We start from the raw sequence: 25,213 nt of genomic DNA, 5'->3' as shown, positions 1-25,213 counted from the left end.
ATGGGGTGCGCAGCAGAATAAGAATTGTTCGTATCTTACGGGTGTGCCGGTGGTTGGGCAAGCCAGCACGCACTGCACGGGCCTGGAAAAGCGGTGCATTACACGATAAATGCCAGCGAACTTTGCGCATGAGAATATTTATCATTATTATCAGCGCGATTGCACGATGCATCCGTACGTTCGAAGGTCATTCATGAGAAGCAGAATCGGCGGGGTGTCGACCTCGTATCGTTGGGCCGTGGCCTCCCGTGTCTTGGCAGCCGTCTTTGGCGGCTATGTCCTGGCGGCCCTGGCGAGCGTGTGCATCGCCTGGCTGTTGCCCATGGCGCGCGGCGAAGCCGTGGTCAGTGCCATGATGCTGTCGTTCCTGGTGTACCTGGTGGCCGTGCTCTGGTGCTTCGCCTCGCACAGCGCCAGCCGGGCCTGGATCGGCCTGGCCAAGCCAGGTCTCGTCCTGGCCGCGCTGGCGGCGCTTCTGCACTGGCAGCATCTGCCGTGAGAGAGGGCTTTCGCCAGGCGATGGCGTGGCTGCATACCTGGGCGGGGCTGGTGTTCGGCTGGCTGCTGTTCGCCATCTTCCTGACCGGGACCCTGTCCTATTTCAAGGACGAGATCAGCCACTGGGCCCAGCCCGAAGTGCCGGTGCGAGCGGTCGATGCCCGTGCCAGCCTGGCGCAGGCGCAGGCCTACCTGCAGGCCAACGCCGGGCAGTCGCCGCGCTGGTTCATCAGCCTGCCGGATGCCCGCGAGCCCGCGCTCTCGGTCATGTGGCAGGACCCGAACAAGAGCGGGCGCGGTGCCTTCACCCGTCACACCCTGGACCCGCAGACTGGCCAGCGCGTCGAGGCACGCGACAGCCGCGGCGGCGACTTCTTCTACCGCTTCCACTACCAACTGCAGATGGGCTATCCCTGGGGCCGCTGGTTGAGCAGCCTGGCGGCGATGGTCATGTTGGTGACGCTGGTCACCGGGATCATCACCCACAAGAAGATCTTCAAGGAGTTCTTCACCTTTCGCCCCGGCAAGGGCGCGCGCTCCTGGCTCGACGGGCACAACGCAGTCGGCGTGCTGGTGTTGCCCTTTCACCTGATGATCACCTACAGCAGCCTGGTGATCTTCATGACCATGCTCATGCCGGCGAGCATCATCAGCCGCTACGATGGCGATACCCAGGCGTTCTTCAACGAAATCTATCCCGGCAACCAGCGGTTGGTGGCCGCCGGGCAGCCAGCGCCGCTGGTGGATCTGGGCGTGCTGTACGAGCGTGCGCTGCAACAATGGCCTGGAGGCAGGATCGGCCGCGTCGCGGTGCAACTGCCGGGCGATGCCAATGCCCAGGTCCAATTCAGCCGTCATGAGGGTGATACCGTGAGCCGCGACGCGGGCGCGGCGGTCACCTTCGCCGGCGCCACGGGCGCGGTGCTTGAACGGCCACGCGACAGCGCCACGCCGATGGTGGTGGCGGGCACGTTCTACGGCCTGCACATGGGCCTGTTCGCCGGGCCCGTGTTGCGCTGGTTGTATTTCTTCTGCGGCCTGGGCAGTACCTTGCTGATCGGCACGGGCCTGGTCATGTGGTTGGGCAAGCGTCAGCTCAAGCACGCCCGCAGCGGTGTGCGGCCCTTCGAGCTGCGCCTGGTCGAGGTGTTGAACGTCGCCGGCATGGCGGGTCTGGTGTTGGCGGTCGCAGGCTTCCTGTGGGCCAACCGGCTGCTACCGGCGACCTATCCGGAGCGTGCCGGTATCGAGGTCGACAGCTTTTTCATCGTTTGGCTGCTGAGCATCGTGCATGCCGCCGTGCGCAGTGGCAGCAAGGCCTGGATCGAGCAATTGAGCCTGGCAGCCATTGCCTTGGCAGGGCTGCCGTTGTTGAGCCTGCTGACCACCGACCATGGCCTGCCGACGTCCATCGCTGCGGGCGACTGGGTGCTGGCCGGCGTCGATCTCAGTGCCCTGGGGTGCGGTCTGGTGCTGGCTTGGGTGGTCATGAAGATCCGGCGTCGCACCGCTCTGGCGGCATTGCCGATCGCACGCGCGGCCCGTACGCGTGCGTCCACGCCCAGCGAGGTGCACTGATGTTGGCAGCAGGCCTGCTCAGCTATGCCGGTTTCAGTGCCTTGTGCCTGGCCATGGAGCGCCATCACCAGGAAATGCTCGGGCGTCGGCCCAGCCCGTCGCGCAAGGTGCAGCTGCGGGTCGCGGGCTGGGCGCTGCTGGCTCTGTCGCTGTGGGTCTCGGTGCTCAGCGCTGGCTGGGCGATGGGGCTGGTGCGCTGGACGGCGGTGCTGATGGGCAGCGCGGTGTTTCTGGTGTGGTTGCTGCCGTACCGGCCCCGCTGGGCGCTGGTACTGGCAGCGGCGGGCCTTTTGCTGGGGCTGCTGGCGGCTGCGGCACGCTGGTAGCGTCCGCTGTTCGACACTGCGTTTTGGCGCTGCCGTCAGGTGAAGGCCAAGCGATACTCGCCCGGCGACACCCCGCCTGCCTGGCGAAATCGGTTGCTGAAATGGCTGGCACTGGCGAAGCCACAGGCCAGCCCCACCTCACCCAAGGGCAGCGGCGTCTGGCGCAGCAGCGAGCGGGCACGAGCAATCCGCCTAGCCAACACGTACTGATGCGGCGGCAAGCCGAAGCTGGCACGAAACATCCGCGCGAAGTGGTACTCGGACAGGCTGCACAAGGCCGCCAGTTGGCCCAGGCTCAGCGGCTGGGCCAGTTGCGCTTCGATGAAGTCACGCAGCAGGCGCCGCTGATGAGGTGCCAGTCCACCCTTGAGCCGCAGTTGCGGACGCGCGGACACTTGGCTGAGCAGGGCATGGGCGAGCATTTCATGGGCCAAGGTGCTGGTCAGCACACGTTCACCCGGCTCGGTCCAGTTGAGCGCGATCAAGCGTGCGAAACGCTGCGCCTGCGCCGGATCTTCCAGGAACGTGTTTTCCCGCAGTTGCATTTCCCGCGGTTCGCGGTCCAGCAGGGTCACGCAGCCCAGCGCGAACTGTTCTGCGCTGAAATACAGGTGGGCGAGACGAATGTCGCCGTTGATGACCCACGCCGACTCGTGCCCGGCGGGCAGGATGCACTGCTTGCCGGGCGCGCCTTTCTCCCACGGTCGATCGCGGCGAAACGTGCCCGTGCCGCCGCCGATGTAGCAGGACAAGGTGTGATGGGTCGGCGCCTGATATTCCTGGGCGTCGTGGTGGTTGCGCCACAACGCGGCCACCATCGAATCGCCCAGCTCGGCGCTGTGCTCGAGGCGCGCGTGGCGCGAGTTGTGCAGCGCCTGAAACACTTGCAGGTTCAGCAAAGCCGTCATGATCGATACCCCCGTGTCCATGGTACTGCGTCGCGCACGGGCCGCCAGTACGGTGACGGAAAAAGCGCAAGTTTGTGCAAGCCGTCAGCGACCACCGCTCGGACAATGCGCCTCTGACCCAGGAGGGCATCGTCATGAATCTATCGCTGTATCTGCTTACCGTCTTGATCTGGGGAACGACCTGGATTGCGCTCAAGCTGCAACTGGGCGTGGTCGAGATTCCCGTGTCCATCGTCTACCGCTTCGGCCTGGCCGCGCTGGTGCTGTTCGCGATCCTGCTGGCCACGCGGCGGCTGCAAGCGATGAACCGTCGTGGCCATCTCATCTGCGTGGCGCAGGGGTTATGCCTGTTCTGCGTGAACTTCATGTGTTTTCTCACCGCCAGCCAATGGATCCCGACCGGGCTGCTTGCGGTGGTGTTTTCCACGGCCAGCCTGTGGAATGCGCTCAACGCACGGATCTTTTTCGGCCAGCGGATCACCGCTAACGTCATCGGTGCAGGGGCTTTGGGCTTTCTCGGTCTGGGTCTGTTGTTCTGGCCCGAGCTCTCGGCTCACGATGCCAGCCCGCAGACCTTGCTTGGCCTGGGGTTGGGGCTGTTGGGTACGCTGTGTTTCTCGGCGGGCAACATGCTCTCCAGCGTGCAGCAGAAAGCCGGGCTGCGGCCCTTGACCACCAACGCCTGGGGCATGCTGTATGGCGCTCTGCTGCTCACCGGCTATTGTCTGTTGCGAGGCACGCCTTTCGGCATGGAGTGGAGCCTGCGCTACGTTGGCTCGCTGCTGTACCTGGTGATACCCGGTTCGGTGATCGGCTTCACGGCCTACCTGACCCTGGTAGGGCGCATGGGCGCCGACCGCGCCGCCTACTGCACGGTGCTGTTCCCCGTGGTGGCGCTGAATGTCTCGGCGTATGCGGAAGGGTATCAATGGACCGCGCAGGCGCTCGGTGGGCTGGTGCTGGTGATGCTGGGCAACGTGCTGGTGTTCCGCAAGGGCAGCAGACCTGCGACGCCTGCGCCGATGGCGACGCAGGGCGCTCAGGTTCACGGTACCCAGGTACGGGTACGGACTAACCCTTGAAGGTCTGCGGATTGACCAGGTCTTGAGGCCGCTTGCCGAGCAAGGCGGCGGTCAGGTTGTCAATGGCTCGGTCGGCCATGGCGTCGCGGGTCTGCGCCGTGGCCGAGCCGATGTGCGGCAGCGTCACGACGTTGCCCAGCTCGAACAAGGGCGATTCGGCCAGGGGTTCCTTCTCGTAGACATCCAGGCCGGCGCCGCGCAGGGTGCCGTCGCGCAGGGCCTGCACCAGCGCCGCTTCATCGACCACCGGTCCGCGAGAGATGTTCACCAGAATGGCACTCTTCTTCATCTGCGCCAGCTCGGCCGTGCCGATCATGTGCCGGGTCTTGTCGCTGAGCGGCACCACCAGGCAGACGAAATCGGCTTCGGCCAGCAGCTGCTCGAGGCTGCGAAACTGCGCGCCCAGCTCCTGTTCGAGTTCAGGCTTGCGACTGTTGCCGCTGTACAGGATAGGCATGTCGAAGCCAAGGTGGCCGCGGCGCGCCACGGCGGCGCCGATATTGCCCAGGCCGACGATGCCCAGGGTCTTGCCGTACACATCGGTACCGAACTGGTCGGCACCGACACTGGCTTTCCAGTTGCCGGCCTTGGTCCAGGCATCCAGTTCGGCCACGCGTCGCGCGCTGCTCATGATCAGCGCGAAGGCCAGGTCGGCCGTGCTCTGGGTCAGCACGTCGGGCGTATTGGTGAGCATGATGCCGCGTTCGTTGAAGTAGCCGACGTCGTAGTTGTCGTAACCCACCGAAACGCTGGAGACCACTTCCAGCAGGGCGGCATCGGCCAGTTGCTTGCGGCCCAGCGGCCGACCGGCGCCGATCAGGCCATGGGCCTTGGGCAGGGCTTCGTTGAATTGCGCGGCGATGTCACCGGCCTTGGGATTGGGCACGATGACGTCGAAATGGGCTTCGAGCCGCTCGACCATGGCGGGGGAAATGCGGCTGAACGCGAGGACGGTTTTTTTCATTGGGGTTGTGCTCGTCGGGAGGTGAATGTGAGCACGCTAACATTCCCGATCGAGCAGAAACAATCCCGCGTCAGTTGGCGATCTGCAGGTCGAAGGTCTGCAGGTCGGCATCGTGCGCCGCGAGGATGTCGGGCAGCGAACCACGCAGGTATTCCACCCAGGTCTTGATCTTCGCGTCCAGGTACTGCCGGGACGGGTAGATGGCGTACAGGTTCAGCTCCTGCAGGCGGTACTCGGGCAGCATGCGTACCAGGGTGCCGTTGCGCAGGCCGTCGATGGCCGCGTAGATGGGCAATACGCCCACGCCCATGCCACTGCTGATGGCGGTCTTCATGGCGTCGGCCGAATTGACCTGGAACGGCGCGTTACTGATGTTGACCATCTCCTGGCCATCGGGACCCTGGAACAGCCACTTTTCCAGCTGCACCACCGGGCTCACCAGGCGCAGACAGGCATGTTCGCGCAGATCGCCGGGCGTACGCGCCGAGCCGTTCGCCTTCACGTATTCGGGAGAGGCGCAGACGATGCTGTAGGTGATGCCCAGGCGTTGCGACACGAACCCGGAGTCCGGCAGCTCGCTGGCCAGGACGATGGACACGTCATAGCCTTCGTCGAGCAGGTCGGGTACGCGGTTGGCCAGGGTCAGGTCGAAGGTCACGTCCGGATGGGTGCGCCGGTAGCGCGCGATGGCGTCGATCACGAAGTGCTGGCCGATGCCGGTCATGGTGTGCACTTTCAACTGCCCCGAAGGCCGTGCATGGGCGTCGCTGGCTTCGGCTTCGGCTTCGGCGACATAGGTCAGGATCTGCTCGCAGCGCACCAGGTAGCGCTTACCGGCTTCGGTCAGCGCGATGCGTCGGGTCGTGCGGTTGAGCAGGCGGGTTTGCAGGTGTGCTTCGAGGTTGGACACCGCGCGCGATACGTTGGCGGTGGTGGTATCCAGTTGTGCGGCGGCGGCGGTGAAACTGCCCGCTTCGGCCACGCAGGTGAACGCACGCATGTTTTGCAAGGTGTCCATGATTCGGTCTCTGGTTCGACGGACAAATTGTCGCATGAAGCCACAATTATACAGAAGGATTATCACCGGTTCGGTAATAAAGAATCGCAGGAAATCCAGCTTATCGGCGCCCCGAAGCGGCCCTAGAATGCCGGTCCAGACCCCTCCGCAGTTCGACCTCTCCCGGAAATCGCCGCAGTGCCCCGCCGCCTCATCGAAGAGCTGAAAATCCTCAGTGTCTGTACCTTTACCCTGGCCTTGACCGGCTGCATCGGCACCGCCGGTATCGCCCCTCGCAGCGAAGCGCTATCGGCCGATGCGCTGGCCACCGATGCCGCCATTCAAACCGCCGCCCAGGACGCGCAATGGCCACAGAGCCAATGGTGGCGCGCCTATGGCGACCGGCAACTCGATGATTGGGTCAACCTGGCCTTGCTGGGCAGTCCGAGCATGGCCATCGCCGCCGCACGGGTGCGCCAGGCCAAGGCGCTGGCGGGTGTGGCGGAGTCCGCCGAGTCGCTGCACATCGACGCCAGCGCCGCGCTGAAACGCCACAACTGGCCGGCTGATCCTTTCTATGGGCCGGGCGATCTGTCCGGGCAGACCACCTGGGACAACACTGCCGGCCTGGGCTTCACCTATGCCCTGGACCTGTGGGGGCGCGAACGCAGCGCCAGCGAGCAGGCCCTCGACCTGGCTCACATGAGCGCCGCCCAGGCGCGCCAGGCGCAGTTGGAATTGGTCAACAACGTGGTGCAGGTGTACATCCAGCTGTCGTTGCACTACGCCCAGCGCGACATCGTGCAGCGCACGCTGGCGCAGCAGGAGCAGATCCTGGAGCTGGCGCAGCGGCGCCTGCACGGTGGCCTCGGGACGCACCTGGAAGTCAGCCAGGCCGAGGCCCTGTTACCCGAGACGCACCGGCAGGTCGATGCCCTGGACGAAGAGATTGCCCTGGCGCAAAACCAGCTGGCGGCCCTGGCTGGCAAAGGGCCGGGGCAGGGCAACCAACTCCAGCGCCCGAGCCTGTCCCTGCAGGCCCCGCTCGGCCTGTCGTCCACGCTGCCAGCGCAATTGCTGGGCCAGCGGCCGGACGTGGTCGCCAGTCGCTGGGCGGTGGCCGCGAACGCTCGGGGCATCGAAGTCGCTCATGCCGGCTTCTATCCCAACGTGGACCTGGTCGGCAGCCTGAGCTACCTGGCCACCGGCGGCGGCATGCTCGAATTTCTGGCCGGACGCAAGCTGGCCTACAACGTCGGGCCCGCCCTGAGCCTGCCGATCTTCGATGGCGGCCGGTTGCGTGCGCAGCTGAGCGACGCCTCGGCCGGCTACGATCTGGCCGTGGCGCGCTACAACCAGACCCTGGTGGAAGCGCTCAGGCAAATCTCCGATCAACTGATCCGGCGTGCCTCGATGGACAAGCAGCAGGCCTTCGCCGACGAATCGGTGGCCGCAGCGCAGCACAGCTACGATATTGCCCTGATCGCTTACCAGCGGGGCCTGACCGGCTATCTGGAGGTGCTCAACGCCCAGACCCTGCTGTTGCGCCAGCAACAGGTCGAGCAACAGGTGCAGGCCGCGCGACTGGCGGTCCATGCACAATTGGTCACGGCATTGGGCGGCGGTCTGGGCGCAGGTGCCGACGCCCCTGATGCCGAACGTCTGGACGCACCCAAACCACTGGCGGTGATCGATCGATGATCACCTGGCTGGGCCGCCTGCAATGGCGCCGAGGTTTCTTCGAGTGGGCACGCAGTGATGGCGTCACCTGGATCTACATCTTCAAGGTGTTGCTGGCCGCGTTCACCACACTGTGGCTGGCCATGCGCCTGGAGCTGCCGCAACCGCGCACGGCGATGATCACCGTGTTCATCGTCATGCAGCTGCAAAGCGGGCATGTCTTCGCGAAAAGTTTCTACCGTCTGCTCGGTACCCTGGCGGGCTCGGCAGTCACGGTGGTATTGATCGCGCTGTTCGCCCAGAACACCGAGCTGTTCCTGCCCAGCCTGGCACTGTGGGTGGGCCTGTGCTCGACCGGCGCCATGCGCTGCCGCAACTTCCGCGCCTACGGCTTCGTCCTGGCTGGGTACACGGCGGCCATGGTCGGTCTGCCGGCGCTGGCCCACCCGGACGATGCCTTCATGGCAGCAGTCTGGCGGGTGCTGGAGATTGCCCTGGGCATTCTGGTTTCCACAGCAGTCAGCGCGGCGATTTTCCCGCAGTCGGCCAGCGCCTCGATGCGCAATGCCTTGTATCAACGCTTTGCGGTCTTTGCCCGATTCGTCACCGACGGCCTGCGCGGGCACAGCGCCCGTGAGCAGTTCGAAGCCGGCAACGTGCGCTTCATCGCCGAGGCCGTGGGCCTGGAGAGCTTGCGCAGCGTGACCGCCTTCGAAGACCCGCACATGCGTCGGCGCAACGGTCGGGTCAGCCGTCTGAACAGCGAATTCATGGCGGTGACCACCCGTTTCAATGCATTGCACCAGTTGCTCGAACGTATCCGCGCGCGTGGCCATGGTGATGTCGTGACCGCCATCGAGCCGGCATTGCAGGCATTGGCGCAGGTACTGGACGATTTTTCCGGGCAGGCCCTGACCGACGCCGATGCCGCGCGCCTGGCTCAGCGCATGGCCTTGTACAAGGACGCGCTGCCGGCCCAGGTGCGCAGCCTGCGCGAGGTGTTCGAACACAACGGCCCTGACGATGACGACCTGCTGGATTTCCATACCGCGTTCGAATTGCTCTACCGCTTTGTCGAAGAGCTGCACAGCTATGCCCAGACTCACGCCTCGCTGGTCGAGCATCGGCATGCCCGCGAGCGCTGGGACGAGCCGTATCGTTCACAGACCAACTGGCTGGCCAGTGCCGCCGCCGGCATTCGCGGTGCGGTGGTGTTGCTGCTGCTGGGCAGCTATTGGATCGCCACGGCCTGGCCCAGCGGGGCGACCATGACCCTGGTCGCCGCCGCCACTGTCGGCTTGTCGGCCGCCTCGCCGAACCCTCGGCGGATGTCGTTTCAGATGGCTTGCGGCACCTTGCTCGGGGCGCTGGTCGGCTTTTACACGACCTTCTTCGTATTGCCCTGGATCGACGGTTTCGCGCTGCTGTGCCTGACGCTTGCGCCGGTGCTGACGCTGGGCGCCTTTCTTGCCTCGCGGCCGCGCTTCGTCGGTTACGGGCTGGGCCTGCTGATCTTCTTCTCCATGGGCTCGGTGCCCGGCAACCTGACCCAATACGATCCGTATGCGTTCATCAACGACTACATCGGCATGGTTGTGGGCATGCTGTTCTGCGCCGCCGCCGGGGCGATCATCCTGCCGCCCAACAGTCGCTGGATGTGGCAGCGCCTGGAGCAGGACCTGCGCTCCCTGGTGGTGTTCGCCATCAGTGACAAGCTGCGCGGCCTGGGTTCGGCCTTCGAGAGCCGCAGCCGCGACCTGCTGCACCAGGCGTATGGTTTGGCAGCCGGACAGCCAAAGGTGCAGCGCAACCTGCTGCGCTGGATGTTCGTGGTCATGGAGGTGGGGCACGCGATCATCGAACTGCGCCGCGAGCAGGAGCGCTTGCCGGTGCACCCGGCCTATGCGCCCTGGCAGCCCTGGCGGCAGTCGATCCGGGTCATGGGGCGCGCGCTGATGCGTCTGTTCATCCAGCCCCAGGAGGGCAATCTGCAGCGTGCCATGGCGGCTGTCGAACAGGCCATTCACCTGGTCCGGAACACCGATGAACCCTTCGCCCGACATTTCGACACCTCGGCACTGCGCCGGGTCCAGAGCTATCTGCACTTCATCCGCAGTTCGTTGCTGGACCCGCAATCGCCACTCGCCGAACTGGCCGCTCCAGGAGCCGACCATGCCCCGTGAAATCGCTTTCCATGGCCTGTACATGCCGACCATGACCCTGTTGTTCGTGGTCGCCGCCGGTATCGCCTGGGCCTTCGACCGGCTGTTCGCCAGCCTGGATCTGTACCGTTTCTTCTGGCACCCGGCGCTGTTGCGCCTGAGCCTGTTCGTCTGTCTGTTCGGCGCCATGGCGCTGACTGTCTACCGTTGAGAACCGCGCAATGAAAAAGTTTTTCAGTCTGTTGGCCACCCTGTTGGTGCTGGGGCTAGCGATCTTCATCGGTCGTCAATTATGGGTGCACTACATGCAGACGCCCTGGACCCGCGACGGGCGCGTGCGTGCGGACATCATCAACGTCGCCGCCGATGTATCGGGCTACGTGACGGCGGTGCCGGTGCGCGACAACCAGCGCGTGCGCAAGGGCGACGTGCTGCTGCAGATCGATCCGGCCCACTACCGTCTGGCCGTCAAGCAGGCCCAGGCGCTGGTGGCGTCGCGCAAGGCTGGCTGGGAGATGCGCAAGGTCAATGCCAGTCGTCGTGCCGATTTGGATGAACTGGTGATCTCCAAGGAAAGCCGCGAGGACGCCAGCAACGTCGCGGCCTCGGCCCTGGCCGACTATCAACAGGCCGAGGCGCGCCTGGAGGCGGCGCAGCTGAACCTGGATCGCACCCGCGTGCTTGCGACCGTGGATGGCTACGTCACCAACCTCAACGTCCATGTCGGCGACTATGCGCGAGTGGGCGAGGCCAAACTGGCCGTGGTCGACGAGCATTCGTTCTGGGTCTACGGCTTCTTCGAGGAAACCAAGCTGCCCCACGTGCATGTGGGGGATCCAGCGCAGTTGCAGATGATGAGCGGTGAAACCCTCACCGGCCATGTGGAAAGCATCTCGCGCGGCATCTATGACCGCGACAACCCGCAGAGCCGCGAGCTGATCGCCGACGTCAACCCGACCTTCAACTGGGTGCGTCTGGCTCAGCGAGTGCCGGTGCGCATCCAACTGGACCCGGTGCCCGACGGCATGCTGCTGGCAGCGGGCACGACGTGCACGGTGATCGTCACGCCGACGTTGCCCTGACCGGCGCTTGCGCTGCTGTCAGAAGGGACGATCCAGCCCGAACTTTCTACGCAAGGCTTTCTCCAGCAAACCCTTGGGCATCCACATCGCCAGCAACGGTAACGCGCGGCTGCCATTGCCCAGCCGTACCAGACGAGCCGGCTTGGGGCGCTGCACGGCCTTGAGCAGCGCCATGGCGAATTCAGCGACCGGGGTAGGGCGATCCTGGGAAGCGCGGGCCCGGGCGCGCACGTATTCGCGAACCGGCCACCAGGGCGAATGCTCACCGATGACCTGCTCCGCTTCGGCACTGGCATGGCGGGCGAACTGCGTCCCGATCGCCCCAGGTTGCACCTCCATGACACGGATGCCGAAGGGCGCGAGCTCCATGCGCAAAGCATCGCTGATGGCGTGGATCGCAGCCTTGGATGCGCAGTAGGCGCCTGCGAACGGAGTCGCCAGCACACCGGAGACGCTGCCGATGTTGACCACCAGGCCGTGTCGCCGACGCAGCGCCGGGAACAGCGCGCGGGTGATGCCCACCACCGCAAACACGTTGGTCTGGAACTGCCGTTGCAGGGCCTCGGTGCCGCCATCGAGCAGCGGCCCCATGGTGCCGTAGCCCGCGTTGTTGATGAGAATGTCCAGCTCCGGCACGTCGTCGGCCAGACGCAACAGCGCAGACTGATCGTTCACGTCCAACGGGCGGGCATCGAAGCCGGCGGCGGCCAGGCGGGCAACGTCGTGCTCCTTGCGCGCGGTGGCTATCACGTCGACCCCGGCATCTTTGAAGGCTTCGGCGAGGGCCAGGCCAATACCCGACGAGCAGCCGGTGATCAGTACGCGCATCATGCGTTGCTCCTTGGGTTATTGAGAAAAGCTGCCTTGCAGCCGTTCGGCACGAAACTCCAGAGTCTGTGGGCGATAGCCGGGGCGCAGCGGTGGCAGCGGCAGGCAGTCCTGCCAGTCGGCGCCGGCCTGCAGCTCACCAGGGCCGCGGTAGCGGGGAGCGGTGTAGAGGTTTTCTGCCAAGTTCGCGGTCTGGCCCGGCGCGTAGGCCGCGATCTGCCATTGCAGCTCGACCATGGGGACGTTGTTGCCATTGTTCAGGTTCAGGCGCAACGGACGGTCGGCGGGGCAGCCTTGCGGATCGAAGGCGATGCGCATTTCCAGGCGGGCCAGGCGATGGGCTTCGCGCGTGTCGCTCATGATGACCCACAGCGCGAGCAGTGCCAGGGCGAACACGGCGGCGCCGGAGATCGGCAACGCCTTGGAGGGATAGCGGATCAGCAGGATGATCCAGGAAATGATCAGGAAGATGCCGATTAACATGACTGCCAGCCTTGGTGAAGAAGTGGGGCGTATCGTACAGAACGTTCGCGTGTCTATGAAAACCACGCCCGCACAGGCTCAGTCGTCGGGCTGATCGCGCAGGAACACCAGGTGGTCGGGCCGCGACTCGTCGGCACTGTAGCGATAGCCCTGACGGTCGAATCCCTTGAGCTGCGCCGGGTCGTGGATCTTTTCGTCGATCACGAAGCGAGCCATCATGCCGCGGGCTTTCTTGGCGTAGAAACTGATGATCTTGTATTGGCCATTCTTCAGGTCCTTGAAATCGGCGGTGATCAGGCGCGCCTGCAAGGCCTTGCGTTTGACGGCGGAGAAGTACTCGTTCGACGCCAGGTTGAACAGCACGTCGTCGCCTTGCTCGGCCAGCGCCTGATTGAGCCATTCGCTGATACGCTCGCCCCAGAACGCGTACAGGTCCTTGCCGCGGGCATTGGCCAGCTTGGTGCCCATTTCCAGCCGGTACGGCTGCATCAGGTCCAAGGGGCGCAACAGGCCGTAGAGTCCCGACGGCATGCGCAGGTGTTTCTGCGCGTAGTCGAAACCGGCTTTATCCAGCGTCGTTGCATCCAGCCCGGTATAGACGTCGCCCTTGAAGGCGAGCAGCGCCTGCTTGGCGTTGTCGGGCGTGAAGTCGGGGGTCCAGCTGCCGAAGCGAGCAGCGTTGAGTCCGGCCAGCTTGTCGGAAAGGTGCATGAGCTCGGCAATCTGCGCCGGGCTGAGCTCGCGCAGTTGTTCGATCAACACCTGGGAGTGGTCGAGAAACTCAGGCTGGGTGTAGCGCTGGATGACCGGGGGGGTATCGAAATCCAGGGTCTTGGCGGGGGATATCACCATCAGCATGCAAAGGTTCTCCTGTGGGCGTCGGTAAATTCTGGAGCAGTGCCGGCACCTCGTCCACCCTTAAGCGTGGGGGCATCCAGATGGACCGCAGCGACCCCGGACGCGGCTCGCGCCGCTGCTACAGGGGATGGCATGTGCCGTTGTTTCGGCGCTCCTCTGTAGCAGCGGCGCAAGCCGCGTCCGGCCACACCGCCTACCCCGGGCCGTATTGACGCCACCGATCCCGCTCCCCCACAGTGCCCGGAAAAAAGGAAACCCGCGCATGGACTACGCATTCATCGACTGGAGCATCATGCTCCTGGCAATCGCTGCCGCCTACATCGTCTTCGGCATCGCCGGCTTCGGCACGGCCCTGGTGGCAGGTCCGGTACTCATCCACTTTATGCCGCTGGCCACGCTCATCCCCTTGCTCGTCGTGCTCGATTTCATCGCCGCGTTCGGCAATCTGCTTCCCGCCCGGCAATCGGTAGTGGGGGTGGAGCTCAAGCGGCTGCTGCCGTTCATGGCGTTGGGCTGCACCTTGGGCGTGGTGTTTCTGCTCAATCTGAAATCCGACCTCCTGTTGCTGTTGATGGGCCTGTTCGTCACCGGTTACGCCCTGTACATGCTGCTCACTACGGCGCGACCTGCGCGGTTGTCACCCTGGTGGTCCGTGCCGATGGGCACGATCGGCGGGCTGTTCGGTGCCTTGTTCGGCAGCGGCGGTTTTCTCTATGCGATCTACCTGGGCGCGCGGCTGGATGACAAACAGCAGGTGCGCGCCACGCAAAGCGCACTGATCAGTTGCAGCACGATCGTGCGCCTGACGCTGTTCATCATTGCCGGCGTATACGCCAATACTCAGCTGCTGCTGACCGCTGCCTGCCTGCTTCCGGCCATGGCGACAGGCCTGTGGATCGGGCGTCGTCTGACCCTGCGTATGTCCCGCGAGGCTTTCGTGCGGCTGGTGACCTGGCTGGTGCTGGCCAGCGGGCTGGCGCTGCTGTATCGCTATTTCAATCCTTGACCTGCGCCCGCAGGGGGCTATCCTGCCGGTTTTGCGCACCGTTGGGCCCTTGCATGAACACTCAGAACATTCTCGTTCCGCGCCTCTCCACCTTGCCGGTGCACGAGCCTCGTGCGCGGGCGATCCTGCGCTGGCTGGTACGCAAGGAGATCGTCGAGGAACAACTGAGCACCTGTGGTCGCAACGGCAATCGCATGGGCTACGCCATCGGACCGGGTGCGAGAAACGTCGTCGAGCAGCCGGACCTGCTGCCCTATGGGCAGCCCGTCAATGGCCTGGAAGTGGTCACAGACCGCTGCATCTTCACCCCCATCGATGGCTTCCTGCACGAGGCCGGCTGCCCGGAATGCCGCCAGGAAGTCGGCGAGGCCCTGTTCGACAGCCTCGAAGAATGGATGCCCGGCCTCACCGACAATTTCACCTGCCCCCTGTGCGGCCATGAGGACGACATCAACGGCTTCCTGTTCCTGCAACCCTGCGCGTTCTCCAACCTGGGGTTCATCTTCAACAACTGGGGACAGACGTCCTTCAAGCCGGCGTTCATCGCCGAATTCGCCGACTGGCTCGACCAGCCGATCGCGCAGGTGCTGGTGAAGTTCCAGGACAATTGATCGCCAGGCCATCTTTGCCTTTCTTGTGGGGGCATGTGTGGGTATAATGGCGCGCTTCCATTTTCCCGCTCGGGAGCCCCCGCATGCTGCGTATCAGCCAAGAAGCCCTGACCTTCGACGACATTCTCCTAGTGCCCGGTTATTCCGAAGTACTGCCCAATGAAGTCAGCCTCAAGACCCGTTTGACCCGCGGCATCGAGTTGAACATCCCGCTGATTTCCGCGGCGATGGACACCGTGACCGAAGCCCGCCTCGCCATTGCCATGGCTCAGGAAGGCGGCATCGGGATCATCCACAAGAACATGACCATCGAGCAGCAGGCTGCCGAAGTGCGCAAGGTCAAGAAGTTCGAGGCCGGCGTGGTCAAGGACCCGATCACCATCGAGGCTGATGCCACCGTTCGCGATCTGTTCGAACTGACCTCCCTGCACAACATCTCCGGCGTCCCGGTGCTGCACGACGGCGACCTGGTCGGCATCGTCACCTCGCGTGACGTGCGCTTCGAAAACCGCCTGGAAATCCCCGTCCGCGAAGTGATGACGCCTAAAGAGCGTCTGGTCACCGTCCGCGAAGGGGCCGACAAGGAGTTGGTCCGCGACCTGCTGCACAAGCACCGCATCGAGAAAGTGCTGATCGTCGACGGCGAGTTCCACCTCAAGGGCATGATGACCGTCAAGGACATCGAGAAAGCCAAGGCTTACCCGCTGGCGAGCAAGGATGACCAAGGTCGTCTGCGTGTTGGCGCGGCCGTCGGTACCGGCAAGGACACCGGCGAGCGCGTCAGCGCCCTGGTTGCAGCTGGCGTCGACGTGGTCGTGGTCGACACCGCCCACGGTCACTCCAAAGGCGTAATCGACCGCGTGCGCTGGGTCAAGCAGAACTTCCCCGACGTCCAGGTCATCGGCGGCAACATCGCCACCGGCGAGGCTGCCAAGGCCCTGGCCGAAGCGGGCGCCGACGCGGTCAAGGTCGGCATCGGCCCAGGCTCCATCTGCACCACCCGTATCGTCGCCGGTGTCGGCGTGCCGCAGATCAGCGCCATCGCCAACGTCGCCGCTGCCCTTGAAGGCACCGGCGTGCCGTTGATCGCCGACGGGGGCATCCGCTTCTCCGGTGACCTATCCAAGGCCATCGTCGCCGGTGCCTACTGCGTGATGATGGGCTCGATGTTCGCCGGTACCGAAGAAGCGCCGGGCGAGATCGAATTGTTCCAGGGCCGTTCCTACAAGGCCTACCGCGGCATGGGCTCGCTGGGCGCCATGTCCCAGGCCCAGGGCTCCTCGGACCGTTACTTCCAGGACTCCTCGGCCGGTGCCGAGAAGCTCGTGCCCGAGGGCATCGAAGGCCGTGTCGCCTACAAGGGCGGCCTGTCGGCGATCATCCATCAGTTGATGGGTGGCCTGCGTTCTTCCATGGGTTACACCGGCAGCGCCGACATCCAGGAAATGCGCACCAAGCCCGAGTTCGTCCGCATCACCGGCGCCGGCATGGCTGAATCCCACGTCCACGACGTGCAGATCACCAAGGAAGCGCCCAACTACCGCGTGGGCTGACCCCGGTAGCCCGTCTGCCGCCTGGTACCGGGCGGCGAGCGGACATTCAATCTAGCGGGGCTGTTCACTACAGCCCCGTGTTGTTTCCGAATACATCAGACGAGAATGAGTCATGGCCCTCGACATTCACGCCCACCGTATCCTGATCCTCGATTTCGGTTCCCAGTACACCCAACTGATCGCCCGCCGCGTGCGCGAAATCGGCGTGTACTGCGAGCTGCACCCGTTCGACATGGACGATGAAGCGATTCGCCAATTCGCCCCGCGCGGCGTCATCCTCGCCGGTGGGCCCGAGTCGGTCCACGAAGCCAACAGCCCGCGCTGCCCACAGGCGGTGTTCGACCTGGGCGTGCCGGTGTTCGGCATCTGCTACGGCATGCAGACCATGGCCGAGCAGCTGGGCGGCAAAGTGGCCGGCTCTGATATGCGTGAATTCGGCTACGCCCGCGTCGACGTGGTCGGCAAGAGCCGTATCCTCGAAGGCATCGAAGACCACATCGACGCCGATGGCGTGTTCGGCCTGGACGTGTGGATGAGTCACGGCGACAAGGTCACCGAGATCCCCCAGGGTTTCCATGTGCTGGCCAGCACCCCGAGCTGCCCGATCGCCGGCATGTTCGACGACGACCGCAACTACTACGGCGTGCAGTTCCACCCCGAGGTGACCCACACCAAGCAGGGCGAACGCATCCTGTCGCGCTTCATCATCGACATCTGCGGTTGCGAAGCGCTGTGGACCCCGTCGAAGATCGCCGAAGACGCCATCGCCCAGGTCCGTGCCCAGGTCGGTACCGACAACGTCCTGCTGGGCTTGTCTGGCGGTGTCGATTCCTCGGTGGTCGCGGCCCTGCTGCACAAGGCCATCGGTGATCAGCTGACTTGCGTCTTCGTCGACAACGGCCTGCTGCGCCTGCACGAAGGCGAGCAGGTCATGGCCATGTTCGCCGAGAACATGGGCGTCAAGGTCATCCGCGCCAACGCCGAAGCGCAGTTCCTCGACAACCTGGCCGGCGAAGCCGACCCGGAGAAGAAGCGCAAGATCATCGGCCGCACCTTCATCGACGTGTTCGACGCCGAGTCCTGCAAGCTGGACAACATCAAGTACCTGGCACAGGGCACCATCTACCCCGACGTGATCGAGTCGGCCGGCGCCAAGAGCGGCAAGGCCCACGTGATCAAGTCGCACCACAACGTCGGCGGCCTGCCCGAGGAAATGAACCTCAAGCTGGTCGAGCCACTGCGTGAGCTGTTCAAGGACGAAGTCCGCCGTCTGGGCCTGGAGCTGGGCCTGCCGTACGACATGGTCTACCGCCACCCATTCCCCGGCCCGGGCCTGGGCGTGCGCATCCTGGGTGAAGTGAAGAAGGAATACGCCGACCTGCTGCGTCGCGCCGACCACATCTTCATCGAAGAACTGCGCAAGGCCGATTGGTACCACAAGGTCAGCCAGGCATTCGTCGTCTTCCAGCCGGTCAAATCGGTCGGCGTCGTCGGCGACGGCCGCCGCTACGCCTGGGTCGTCGCCCTTCGCGCCGTGGAAACCATCGACTTCATGACCGCGCGTTGGGCCCACCTGCCTTACGAACTGCTGGAAACGGTGAGCGGCCGCATCATCAACGAGATCGAAGGCATCTCGCGGGTGACCTACGACGTGTCGAGCAAGCCGCCGGCTACGATTGAGTGGGAATGATTCCGCGTCCGGCAATGCCCGGCACGATCTAGCAAAAAATGCCCTGAAGCCCGCGTAATCGCGGGCTTTTTGTTTCACTTCAACACATACCCCCCAATCAACCGCGAAATCTCCACCATCGACGTCTTCCCCGAGAACTCGAACCGCACCTTCCCCAGCGCCGAAAAGTACACCTCCAGTTCCGAATCCAGATCGAACGTGCCCGAGGTCTCGATCGAGTACGCCACGATGTTCTTGTAGGGCAGGGAGGTGAAATCCTTCTTGCTGCCGGTCAGACCCTGCACGTTCACGGCAATGATCCGTTTGTTGGTGAACACCACGCCGTCGCGCATCGACTTGTAGGCGTCGACCACGTGCTCGTCGTCCAGCAACAGCGCGGTGACGCGTTCGCCGTATTCGGCGTTCTGCTTGAGTTTGAAGAAGCCTTTGTTGTTGAAGTCGATCATGGCGTGGAATCCTGCGAGGAGGGGGGTTGCCGAAGTTTACCCTGATGATGGCGCTGACAAGGGGGCAGGGGCGCCTGCAGCGTGAGGCCAAATATGTAGGCCAGGCGGTTCTGAAGCAATGGCCATACTCGCGGCCCTTTCAGCAACCGATCACTTCGACATGACTGATGCACATTCTGATACGCAAGCAAGCGGCGCTCTCGCTGCCCTTGCTCAGCAACTCACCGAGCAGTTGCCCGATCTCCACGAGATGGCGGTGGCTGCTGCCACTCGGTTGCTCACCTCCATGGGCGTCGATGCCCATCCCGACACTTTCTACTGGCATCGTTTCGACAACGCTCAATCCAGCCATCGTTCGTTCAGCGGCTATGCGCACAAGGGGCCGCCGAGCGAGACGATGACGTTCACTGAACTGCTGATGCAGAGGTTTCGCGCAAGCGATCAGGACAACGCCGATTTGCTGCATGTGATGGGCGGGTTCTACACCGCAAATGCACAGGCGCAGTGGTTCGATGAGCGTAACGAGGTGCGGCTGGAGCCCGACAAGGTGTTGAGCGCGCTATGGAAGGTCGATTTTGCTGCATCTTATCAAGCGGTGCTGACGAAATTCTGGACCGACAACGAGCAAGGCGTATCAACGCTGATACGGATCAATTGCCTGAGCGCCGCCATCGAAGCGTGCCAGGCCGGTAAGCTCACGCGCCCGCAGGTGCAATGGGTGTTCGATGGCATGGGATGCGCGGATGCCATGGCGCCGACGCTGGGCGATCTGAGCGGCCAGCGGCTGCCGATCGGAAGTGTGATCGTCGACGCGCTGCAGATTGCCGGCCACGCGTTCACCAGCGTGCTGTGTTTCAACAGACCGACTGGAGAGCGTTTGCTGTATCTAGCGGGCCGCGATACCGCGTTTCAAGCGTTTGCCGACCATGCGGCGGTCGAGAAATGGTTGTACCAGCAGCTGCAGAATGTGCAGAGTCGCGAGCGGCTGCTCGATCACGGAAGGCTTCTGGAGCCTGCTGCGGCGCTGGCGCGCACACGCAGTCTCGCGTTGTTGGCAAAGAAACCAATGAAGCAGTTCGCTGCCAAGGTGGCGTGGCCGCCCATTGCAATCGATGCAGCGCACTGGCTGCGCACGCGGACTCGCGAACAGATGGAAGCCGAGGCCCGACTGCAACTGCACAGCAACAGCGAGCTGCGCAAGCAGCTATGGATCGGTTATCTGGGCGCCGGCGCGCACCTGTTCGGTTCGGCGGCCATGGTCAACTGGCCGATCGCGTTGATTGTGGTATTGGCCAGTGCCGGACGCTTTGCGCTGAACGTGGAGCGGGCGGTGAACGCTGCACAAACGGTCGATCGACGCTCTGCGCTCTACGCTTCGATCGTCAGCGGCATAGAACTGTTGCTCAACACGACATTGTTGATTCCTGCGCAGGTACCAGACGTCGGTGATTTGCAGCCGTTGCAGGCCCCGGCGCATGCAGCGGAGCAAACGCCGCTGCTGCCGGACACTCAAGGCTTGTTGGATGTAGGAGGCCAGCCGACAATCCGTTTGCGTGGCAACCTCTATCGCGCGCGCTACGATACGAATCTGCGTTGCTGGTTGATCATTGATCCACAACGACCCTTTGCCTTCACCGGCAACTATCCGGTGCGCTTCAACGAGCAACTGGAATGGGAACTGACGCCTCCCGGTTGTCTGCGAGGTGGTGGTGGCTGCATGAGCGTTTCGGGAGAAGTCGAGCTGGAGCCGCCACCGGTCAGCTACGTCCAGTTCGAGCGCTCGCCGACTCGCTATGAAGTACCACTGGTGGCTCGGGCCGCAATACGTGAGCTGTTGAGCGATCAGTTTCGAAAGATGCTTTCGGGTGACTATTTCGATCCCTATACACCCCTCAACCCCGTGCTCGACAGCCTCAACAAGCTGCGCGCCGAGTTGATCGAAGATGCCAACGCCTTCATTGCTCAGTGGCGCTCGCCTGGCAGATCGCCCGTGCCGGTGCCCGATCCCTCACTGCCGCCGTATATTGCCGTGCGTCGGCTGTTGGAGGAGTCCAGGGGCTTGGTCATCGGTGAGTCCCATCAAGCCATCGCCAGCAAGCGGTTTTTGATCGAAAACATGCCGGCGCTGGCCAGGGACGGCGTGGAAACCCTGTACATGGAGCACTTGATGACCGATCTGCATCAAGCCGAACTCGACCAGGTCGCCAGTGATGGCCGTTTGCCCAGCCAACTGCAGGATTACCTGCGTGACCAGGATCTGGGTCATCACACCGACCCCGCGCAACGCTACAATTTCACCACGCTGGTGCAGGCCGCGCGCGGCGAAGGCATCCACGTGCGCGCGCTGGACTGTGCGGCCAGCTATCGACTCGATGGCATGGACGACCTCTACAACGTCGGTGGCACCCTGCGCCACAAAGTGTTCAGCTACCATGCCAGCCGCGTCATCGCGGCGCGTGGCGGGTTGCCGGGTAGCGGCAAGTGGATCGCTCTGGTCGGCGACACCCATGCTTCCACCTATAAAGGCGTTCCGGGGCTCGCGCAGCTGCACGATGTGACGGCGCTGCGTATCGTCGATGCGGGTGCCGGTCAGCAGACCCGTATCACCTTGGATCCTGGCGAATATTATCTGCCATCCATGGGCCACCCCGATGGTGTGGTCAAGGCAGACTGGCGCCTGGCATTGAAGGTGCGCGAGGCGCCGTTCACCTACCTGGATCCCTCGTTGGCACCCCCGGGGGTCATCAGACCCTGACGCGCCAGTACGCATGCGGTTCGTCCGGCTCTGTAGCAACGGTGCAAGCCGAATCGGCGGCGCATGCGGTTTGTCTGGCACTGCTCGGTAAGGCCGGACGCGGCTCGCGCCGCTGCTGCAGGGGCGCGGTGCAAGACGCACTTCGGCCTGCTGGCACCCCACCGCACGGTCGTTCAACGCTTAATCTTTCTCAATTGCAGGTGTATCGTGTCGGCCTTTCGCGTTCATTGAGCAGGTGCCGTCCCCATGTCTTTCACTCGTCGACGATTTCTCGGTGGCCTGGCAGGCGTCGTGGCGGTTGGTGTGGGGGCCGGTGGCGCTGCCCGGTACTGGCTGGGAACGCCGGTCGACCAGGCCGGTGTCGACTATCAACTGATCGCCGCGCCGCTCGACGTCGAGCTGGTGGCAGGCCACCAGACACCTGCCTGGGCCTTCGGCGGTTCGGCACCCGGCCAGGAGCTGCGCGTGCGCCAGGGCGAATGGCTACGTGTGCGCTTCATCAACCAACTGCCGATAGAGACCACCATTCACTGGCACGGCATCCGCCTGCCGCTGGACATGGACGGCGTGCCCTATGTGTCGCAGTTGCCGGTCAAACCCGGCGAATACTTCGATTACCGCTTTCGCGTGCCCGACGCCGGCAGCTACTGGTATCACCCCCATGTCGCCAGCAGTGAGGAACTGGGCCGGGGCCTGGTCGGCCCATTGATCGTCGAGGAGCGCGAGCCGACCGGCTTCGCTCATGAAGCAGTGCTCAACCTGAAAAACTGGCACGTGGACGAGGAGGGCGCGTTCCTGCCGTTCAGCATTCCTCGCGAGGCGGCGCGCAACGGCACTCTGGGGCGACTCTCGACGATCAACGGTGTGCATCGGGCAACCATCGATCTGCCGGCAGGGCAGATCGTCCGGGTGCGAATTCTGAACCTGGACAACACCGCCACCTACCGCCTGAATTTTCGTGGCGACGCCCAGATGCGCCTGTATGCGCTGGACGGCAACCCGATCGAGCCCCGTGCGTTCGGCAAGGATTACTGGATGGGTCCCGGCATGCGCGTCTGCCTTGCCGTGAAGATGCCGCCTGCCGGTGAAGAGATCGCTATTCGCGATGGCTCGGTGCGTCTGGGCACGCTGCGCTCGGTGCCGGCCGAGGCAGCGGCTACCGACTGGCCGCCGGCATTGCCCGCCAACCCGATTGCCGAGCCGGACCTGGCCAACGCCGAGAAGCTCAATTTCAACTTCGAATGGGTGGGCGAGGTGTCCGACACCACCGACGGCAAGCCGCCCAGCCTGTGGCAGATCAACGGCATTGCCTGGGACATCACCGACAAGACCTGCGCCGATCGGCCCATCGCCAAGATGCAGTTGGGCAAGAGCTACGTGCTGGAGCTCAAGAACATGACCCAATATCAGCACCCCATTCACTTGCACGGCATGAGTTTCAAAGTGATCGCGTCCAATCGGCGCAAGATCATTCCGTACTTCACTGATACGTTCCTGCTGGGCAAGAACGAACGTGCCCAGGTGGCGTTGGTGGCGGATAATCCGGGTATCTGGATGTTCCATTGCCATGTGATCGACCACATGGAAACCGGACTCATGGCTGCAATAGAGGTTGCCTGAACAGTGAAGTACGCACAGATCATCGATCGCAGCCGCGATCAGTTCTTCATGGCCGAGGCCCTGGCCTTGGCAGCCGAAGGCGCGGCGCTGGGCGAGGTGCCGGTAGGCGCGGTGCTGGTGCAGCAGGGCGAAATCGTCGGGCGCGGATTCAATTGCCCCATCAGGGGCCACGACCCCAGCGCCCACGCCGAGATGGTCGCCATCCGCAACGCTGCGCAAACGGTGCAGAACTATCGGCTGCCGGGCAGCACCCTGTACGTCACCCTGGAGCCTTGCAGCATGTGTGCGGGGCTTATCGTGCATTCGCGCATTGCGCGGGTGGTATTCGGTGCGCTCGAACCCAAGGCGGGCGTCGCGCAGAGCCAGGGACAGTTCTTCAGTCAGGGTTTTCTGAACCACCGGCTGGTGGTGGAGGGGGGCGTGTTGGCCGAAGAATGCGGGGCTATCTTGAGCGAATTTTTCAGGGCGCGGCGGGCGAAGGGCTGAGATTCAAGGAGGGAGTGCTGCCGAGGGCTTTTTCGCGGGCAGAGCCCGCTCCCACAAGATCACCGCGTGCTTTTAGAGGGGTGGGGTCTGCTGTGCAGGCTTTGACTGGTCGACGCCGGGCACATGCAGGTTGCCATCGGCGACCTGGCTGCCTTCGAGCTGCGGCTGGGTCACCCAGGTGAGAATGTCGTAGTAGCGGCGGATGTTGGCGACGAAGTGCACCGGTTCGCCCCCGCGTGCGTAGCCGTAACGCGTCTTGCTGTACCACTTCTTCTGCGCCAGGCGCGGCAGCATCTTCTTCACGTCCAGCCATTTGTTCGGGTTCAACCCTTCGCCCTCGGCCAGTTTGCGCGCGTCGTCCAGATGACCACCGCCAATATTATAGGCCGCCAGTGCGAACCAGGTGCGATCGGGCTCCTCGATGCTGGCGTCGAGTTGGTCCTTGACGTAGGCAAAGTACTTGGCACCGCCGTTGATGCTTTGCTTGGGGTCCAGGCGGTTGCTCACGCCCATGGCCTGGGCGGTGTTCTGGGTCAACATCATCAAGCCGCGCACGCCAGTCTTGGAGGTCACGCTGGCCTGCCACATGGACTCCTGATAGCCGATGGCTGCCAGCAGCCGCCAATCGACCTTTTCCTGCTTGGCCGAAGCCTGGAAAGTCTTCTCGAACTTGGGCAAACGTTGTTGCAGGTGCTGGGCAAAGGTGTAGGCGCCGACGTAGCCCAGCACATCGACATGCCCGTAATAACGGTCCTTGAGTCGCTGCAGGGTGCCGTTGCCCTTGACCTTGTCGATGAAGCGGTTGACCTCATCGAGCAAGCTGTTGTCCTCGCCTGCGGCCACGGCCCAGCGCTGGTCGCGGCCGTCACCCAGGTCGAAGGCGACCCGCACGTTGGGGAAATACACCTGGTTCATGGCGACCTCGTTGGAGTCGACCAGGGTCAGGTCGATCTGCCCTTCGTCGACCATGCGCAGCAGATCCACCACCTCCACCGCATCGGACTCCTCGTACTCGATCGCCGGGTACTGCAGCTTCAGCTTGGCCAGTTGCTCGGCGTGGCTGCTGCCCTTGAGCACCATGATCTTCTTGCCGACCAGCTCGGCGGCATCGGTAGGACGGTTCTGGCCGTTGCGATAGATGACCTGCGGTGTCACTTCCAGGTAGGGGTGGGAGAAGCGCGCCTGTTTCTCGCGAACCTCGCTGGTCACCAGACCGGCGGCGGCCAGTACCGGCCCCTTGGGCTGGCTCAGGCCGGCGAAGATATCGTCGAGGTTGTCGGCGGTTTCGATCTTGAGTTCGACCCCCAGGTCATCAGCGAAACGCTTGACCAGTTCGTATTCGAAACCGGTTTCGCCGTTGCGATCCTGGAAATAGGTCGCCGGGCTGTTGCGGGTTATGACGCGCAGCACGCCGTCCTCCTTGACCCGCTCGAGCGTGCTGGGTTTATCAACACAGCCACTGAGCAGCAGGAGAAGTCCGGTTGCGAAGAGCCATTTGGCGCAGCGCGAGCGTAAGACGGTCTGGGTGAGCATGGGTGCAGTATACGCAAACGGCCGCTTGAGCCATATCTCGACAGTAAGTAGAGGAGTCTGCTAGAGC

23 protein-coding genes are annotated in these 25,213 nt (G+C 63.8%); 15 read left to right on the top strand and 8 right to left on the bottom strand.

Annotated elements, in window-relative coordinates:
* Positions 1-193 precede the first annotated feature (193 nt).
* The 3 genes from BLV18_RS16685 to BLV18_RS16675 are packed head-to-tail and all read left to right on the top strand — an operon-like array spanning position 194 to position 2,402.
* On the top strand, positions 194-499 hold the full coding sequence (locus BLV18_RS16685; protein ID WP_049861240.1) for a DUF3649 domain-containing protein: 306 nt from the start codon (positions 194-196) through the stop codon (positions 497-499).
* Entirely contained in the window at positions 496-2,076 is a 1,581-nt protein-coding gene (locus BLV18_RS16680) for a PepSY-associated TM helix domain-containing protein (RefSeq protein WP_090360181.1), read from the top strand. The genes BLV18_RS16685 and BLV18_RS16680 overlap by 4 nt, the downstream gene beginning before the upstream one ends.
* Entirely contained in the window at positions 2,076-2,402 is a 327-nt protein-coding gene (locus BLV18_RS16675) for a DUF3325 domain-containing protein (RefSeq protein ID WP_049861242.1), read from the top strand. The genes BLV18_RS16680 and BLV18_RS16675 overlap by 1 nt, the downstream gene beginning before the upstream one ends.
* A 35-nt stretch (positions 2,403-2,437) precedes the next feature.
* Here BLV18_RS16675 and BLV18_RS16670 read toward each other — a convergent pair whose 3' ends face one another.
* A complete protein-coding gene (locus tag BLV18_RS16670) occupies positions 2,438-3,310 on the bottom strand; it encodes a helix-turn-helix domain-containing protein (protein WP_090360179.1) in 873 nt (290 codons plus the stop codon).
* A 134-nt stretch (positions 3,311-3,444) separates the two neighbouring features.
* Between BLV18_RS16670 and BLV18_RS16665 the strand changes: the two genes are divergently transcribed.
* Entirely contained in the window at positions 3,445-4,392 is a 948-nt protein-coding gene (locus BLV18_RS16665) for a DMT family transporter (protein ID WP_090362370.1), read from the top strand.
* Here BLV18_RS16665 and BLV18_RS16660 read toward each other — a convergent pair.
* Positions 4,382-5,356, bottom strand: coding sequence for a 2-hydroxyacid dehydrogenase (locus tag BLV18_RS16660; RefSeq protein ID WP_090360176.1), 975 nt, complete (start codon positions 5,354-5,356; stop codon positions 4,382-4,384). The two genes, BLV18_RS16665 and BLV18_RS16660, sit on opposite strands and share 11 nt — an antisense overlap.
* A gap of 70 nt (positions 5,357-5,426) precedes the next feature.
* Positions 5,427-6,374 (bottom strand): LysR family transcriptional regulator, encoded by a 948-nt coding sequence (locus tag BLV18_RS16655; protein WP_049861244.1) that lies wholly within the window; start codon positions 6,372-6,374, stop codon positions 5,427-5,429.
* Between the two features lie 177 nt (positions 6,375-6,551).
* Here BLV18_RS16655 and BLV18_RS16650 point away from each other — a divergent pair, with 177 nt between their 5' ends.
* From BLV18_RS16650 to BLV18_RS16635, 4 genes are read left to right on the top strand one after another with little or no spacing between them, the layout of a single operon-like run.
* A complete protein-coding gene (locus BLV18_RS16650; RefSeq protein ID WP_090360173.1) occupies positions 6,552-8,054 on the top strand; it encodes an efflux transporter outer membrane subunit in 1,503 nt (500 codons plus the stop codon).
* Positions 8,051-10,216: an FUSC family protein gene (locus tag BLV18_RS16645; RefSeq protein ID WP_090360171.1), complete on the top strand. Its 2,166-nt coding sequence runs from the start codon at positions 8,051-8,053 to the stop codon at positions 10,214-10,216. Before BLV18_RS16650 ends, BLV18_RS16645 begins: the two co-directional genes overlap by 4 nt.
* Complete coding sequence (locus BLV18_RS16640; RefSeq protein ID WP_049861247.1) at positions 10,206-10,406, top strand: DUF1656 domain-containing protein; 201 nt, start codon at positions 10,206-10,208, stop codon at positions 10,404-10,406. Before BLV18_RS16645 ends, BLV18_RS16640 begins: the two co-directional genes overlap by 11 nt.
* A gap of 10 nt (positions 10,407-10,416) precedes the next feature.
* On the top strand, positions 10,417-11,277 hold the full coding sequence (locus BLV18_RS16635; RefSeq protein ID WP_090360168.1) for an efflux RND transporter periplasmic adaptor subunit: 861 nt from the start codon (positions 10,417-10,419) through the stop codon (positions 11,275-11,277).
* Between the two features lie 18 nt (positions 11,278-11,295).
* Here BLV18_RS16635 and BLV18_RS16630 read toward each other — a convergent pair whose 3' ends face one another.
* The 3 genes from BLV18_RS16630 to yaaA form a co-directional block, all read right to left on the bottom strand.
* Positions 11,296-12,108 (bottom strand): SDR family oxidoreductase, encoded by an 813-nt coding sequence (locus BLV18_RS16630; protein WP_090360165.1) that lies wholly within the window; start codon positions 12,106-12,108, stop codon positions 11,296-11,298.
* A gap of 15 nt (positions 12,109-12,123) precedes the next feature.
* Positions 12,124-12,588 (bottom strand): multidrug transporter, encoded by a 465-nt coding sequence (locus BLV18_RS16625; RefSeq protein ID WP_090360162.1) that lies wholly within the window; start codon positions 12,586-12,588, stop codon positions 12,124-12,126.
* Between the two features lie 78 nt (positions 12,589-12,666).
* Complete coding sequence (yaaA, locus tag BLV18_RS16620) at positions 12,667-13,446, bottom strand: peroxide stress protein YaaA (RefSeq protein ID WP_090360158.1); 780 nt, start codon at positions 13,444-13,446, stop codon at positions 12,667-12,669.
* Between the two features lie 262 nt (positions 13,447-13,708).
* On the opposite strand from yaaA, the gene BLV18_RS16615 reads away from it, so the two are divergent.
* The 4 genes from BLV18_RS16615 to guaA all read left to right on the top strand — a co-directional run bounded on the left by BLV18_RS16615 (position 13,709) and on the right by guaA (position 18,306).
* Complete coding sequence (locus BLV18_RS16615; RefSeq protein ID WP_090360155.1) at positions 13,709-14,452, top strand: sulfite exporter TauE/SafE family protein; 744 nt, start codon at positions 13,709-13,711, stop codon at positions 14,450-14,452.
* 53 nt (positions 14,453-14,505) lie between these two features.
* Positions 14,506-15,063 carry a sugar ABC transporter ATPase gene (locus BLV18_RS16610; RefSeq protein WP_090360153.1) on the top strand — a complete coding sequence of 186 codons (558 nt, stop codon included), beginning with the start codon at positions 14,506-14,508 and terminating at the stop codon, positions 15,061-15,063.
* An 83-nt stretch (positions 15,064-15,146) separates the two neighbouring features.
* Positions 15,147-16,616 carry an IMP dehydrogenase gene (gene guaB / locus BLV18_RS16605; RefSeq protein ID WP_090360150.1) on the top strand — a complete coding sequence of 490 codons (1,470 nt, stop codon included), beginning with the start codon at positions 15,147-15,149 and terminating at the stop codon, positions 16,614-16,616.
* A gap of 112 nt (positions 16,617-16,728) precedes the next feature.
* A complete protein-coding gene (gene guaA / locus BLV18_RS16600) occupies positions 16,729-18,306 on the top strand; it encodes a glutamine-hydrolyzing GMP synthase (protein ID WP_056844177.1) in 1,578 nt (525 codons plus the stop codon).
* Positions 18,307-18,380: 74 nt separating this feature from the next.
* Here guaA and BLV18_RS16595 read toward each other — a convergent pair whose 3' ends face one another.
* Positions 18,381-18,752, bottom strand: coding sequence for a PH domain-containing protein (locus BLV18_RS16595; RefSeq protein ID WP_056844194.1), 372 nt, complete (start codon positions 18,750-18,752; stop codon positions 18,381-18,383).
* A gap of 160 nt (positions 18,753-18,912) precedes the next feature.
* Between BLV18_RS16595 and BLV18_RS16590 the strand changes: the two genes are divergently transcribed.
* From BLV18_RS16590 to tadA, 3 genes are all read left to right on the top strand, one after another.
* Positions 18,913-21,507 (top strand): membrane-targeted effector domain-containing toxin, encoded by a 2,595-nt coding sequence (locus BLV18_RS16590; protein WP_167375953.1) that lies wholly within the window; start codon positions 18,913-18,915, stop codon positions 21,505-21,507.
* Positions 21,508-21,753: 246 nt separating this feature from the next.
* The gene (locus tag BLV18_RS16585) at positions 21,754-23,127 is read left to right on the top strand and encodes a multicopper oxidase family protein (RefSeq protein WP_090360145.1); all 1,374 of its coding nucleotides are present in this window, start codon (positions 21,754-21,756) and stop codon (positions 23,125-23,127) included.
* A gap of 3 nt (positions 23,128-23,130) precedes the next feature.
* The gene (tadA, locus tag BLV18_RS16580; RefSeq protein ID WP_279626321.1) at positions 23,131-23,613 is read left to right on the top strand and encodes a tRNA adenosine(34) deaminase TadA; all 483 of its coding nucleotides are present in this window, start codon (positions 23,131-23,133) and stop codon (positions 23,611-23,613) included.
* A 72-nt stretch (positions 23,614-23,685) separates the two neighbouring features.
* Here the strand turns inward: tadA and mltF are convergent, their stop codons facing one another.
* Positions 23,686-25,146, bottom strand: a complete 1,461-nt coding sequence (gene mltF / locus BLV18_RS16575) for a membrane-bound lytic murein transglycosylase MltF (protein WP_090360141.1) — start codon at positions 25,144-25,146, stop codon at positions 23,686-23,688.
* Positions 25,147-25,213: the final 67 nt, after the last annotated feature.

It is taken from the genome of Pseudomonas coleopterorum, assembly GCF_900105555.1.
GTDB lineage: Bacteria > Pseudomonadota > Gammaproteobacteria > Pseudomonadales > Pseudomonadaceae > Aquipseudomonas > Aquipseudomonas coleopterorum.
This window is presented reverse-complemented; position numbering and strand designations above follow the sequence as displayed.

Excerpts from the sequence above, each read along its gene's own strand:
- BLV18_RS16645 (WP_090360171.1), top strand. The coding sequence starts at position 8,051 with ATGATCACCTGGCTGGGCCGCCTGCAATGGCGCCGAGGTTTCTTCGAG.
- mltF (WP_090360141.1), bottom strand. The coding sequence starts at position 25,146 with ATGCTCACCCAGACCGTCTTACGCTCGCGCTGCGCCAAATGGCTCTTC.
- BLV18_RS16655 (WP_049861244.1), bottom strand. The coding sequence starts at position 6,374 with ATGGACACCTTGCAAAACATGCGTGCGTTCACCTGCGTGGCCGAAGCG.
- BLV18_RS16660 (WP_090360176.1), bottom strand. The coding sequence starts at position 5,356 with ATGAAAAAAACCGTCCTCGCGTTCAGCCGCATTTCCCCCGCCATGGTC.
- BLV18_RS16665 (WP_090362370.1), top strand. The coding sequence starts at position 3,445 with ATGAATCTATCGCTGTATCTGCTTACCGTCTTGATCTGGGGAACGACC.
- BLV18_RS16595 (WP_056844194.1), bottom strand. The coding sequence starts at position 18,752 with ATGATCGACTTCAACAACAAAGGCTTCTTCAAACTCAAGCAGAACGCC.
- BLV18_RS16590 (WP_167375953.1), top strand. The coding sequence starts at position 18,913 with ATGACTGATGCACATTCTGATACGCAAGCAAGCGGCGCTCTCGCTGCC.
- BLV18_RS16685 (WP_049861240.1), top strand. The coding sequence starts at position 194 with ATGAGAAGCAGAATCGGCGGGGTGTCGACCTCGTATCGTTGGGCCGTG.
- BLV18_RS16585 (WP_090360145.1), top strand. The coding sequence starts at position 21,754 with ATGTCTTTCACTCGTCGACGATTTCTCGGTGGCCTGGCAGGCGTCGTG.
- yaaA (WP_090360158.1), bottom strand. The coding sequence starts at position 13,446 with ATGCTGATGGTGATATCCCCCGCCAAGACCCTGGATTTCGATACCCCC.
- BLV18_RS16635 (WP_090360168.1), top strand. The coding sequence starts at position 10,417 with ATGAAAAAGTTTTTCAGTCTGTTGGCCACCCTGTTGGTGCTGGGGCTA.
- BLV18_RS16630 (WP_090360165.1), bottom strand. The coding sequence starts at position 12,108 with ATGATGCGCGTACTGATCACCGGCTGCTCGTCGGGTATTGGCCTGGCC.
- BLV18_RS16610 (WP_090360153.1), top strand. The coding sequence starts at position 14,506 with ATGAACACTCAGAACATTCTCGTTCCGCGCCTCTCCACCTTGCCGGTG.
- BLV18_RS16640 (WP_049861247.1), top strand. The coding sequence starts at position 10,206 with ATGCCCCGTGAAATCGCTTTCCATGGCCTGTACATGCCGACCATGACC.
- BLV18_RS16670 (WP_090360179.1), bottom strand. The coding sequence starts at position 3,310 with ATGACGGCTTTGCTGAACCTGCAAGTGTTTCAGGCGCTGCACAACTCG.
- guaB (WP_090360150.1), top strand. The coding sequence starts at position 15,147 with ATGCTGCGTATCAGCCAAGAAGCCCTGACCTTCGACGACATTCTCCTA.
- guaA (WP_056844177.1), top strand. The coding sequence starts at position 16,729 with ATGGCCCTCGACATTCACGCCCACCGTATCCTGATCCTCGATTTCGGT.
- BLV18_RS16615 (WP_090360155.1), top strand. The coding sequence starts at position 13,709 with ATGGACTACGCATTCATCGACTGGAGCATCATGCTCCTGGCAATCGCT.
- BLV18_RS16675 (WP_049861242.1), top strand. The coding sequence starts at position 2,076 with ATGTTGGCAGCAGGCCTGCTCAGCTATGCCGGTTTCAGTGCCTTGTGC.
- BLV18_RS16625 (WP_090360162.1), bottom strand. The coding sequence starts at position 12,588 with ATGTTAATCGGCATCTTCCTGATCATTTCCTGGATCATCCTGCTGATC.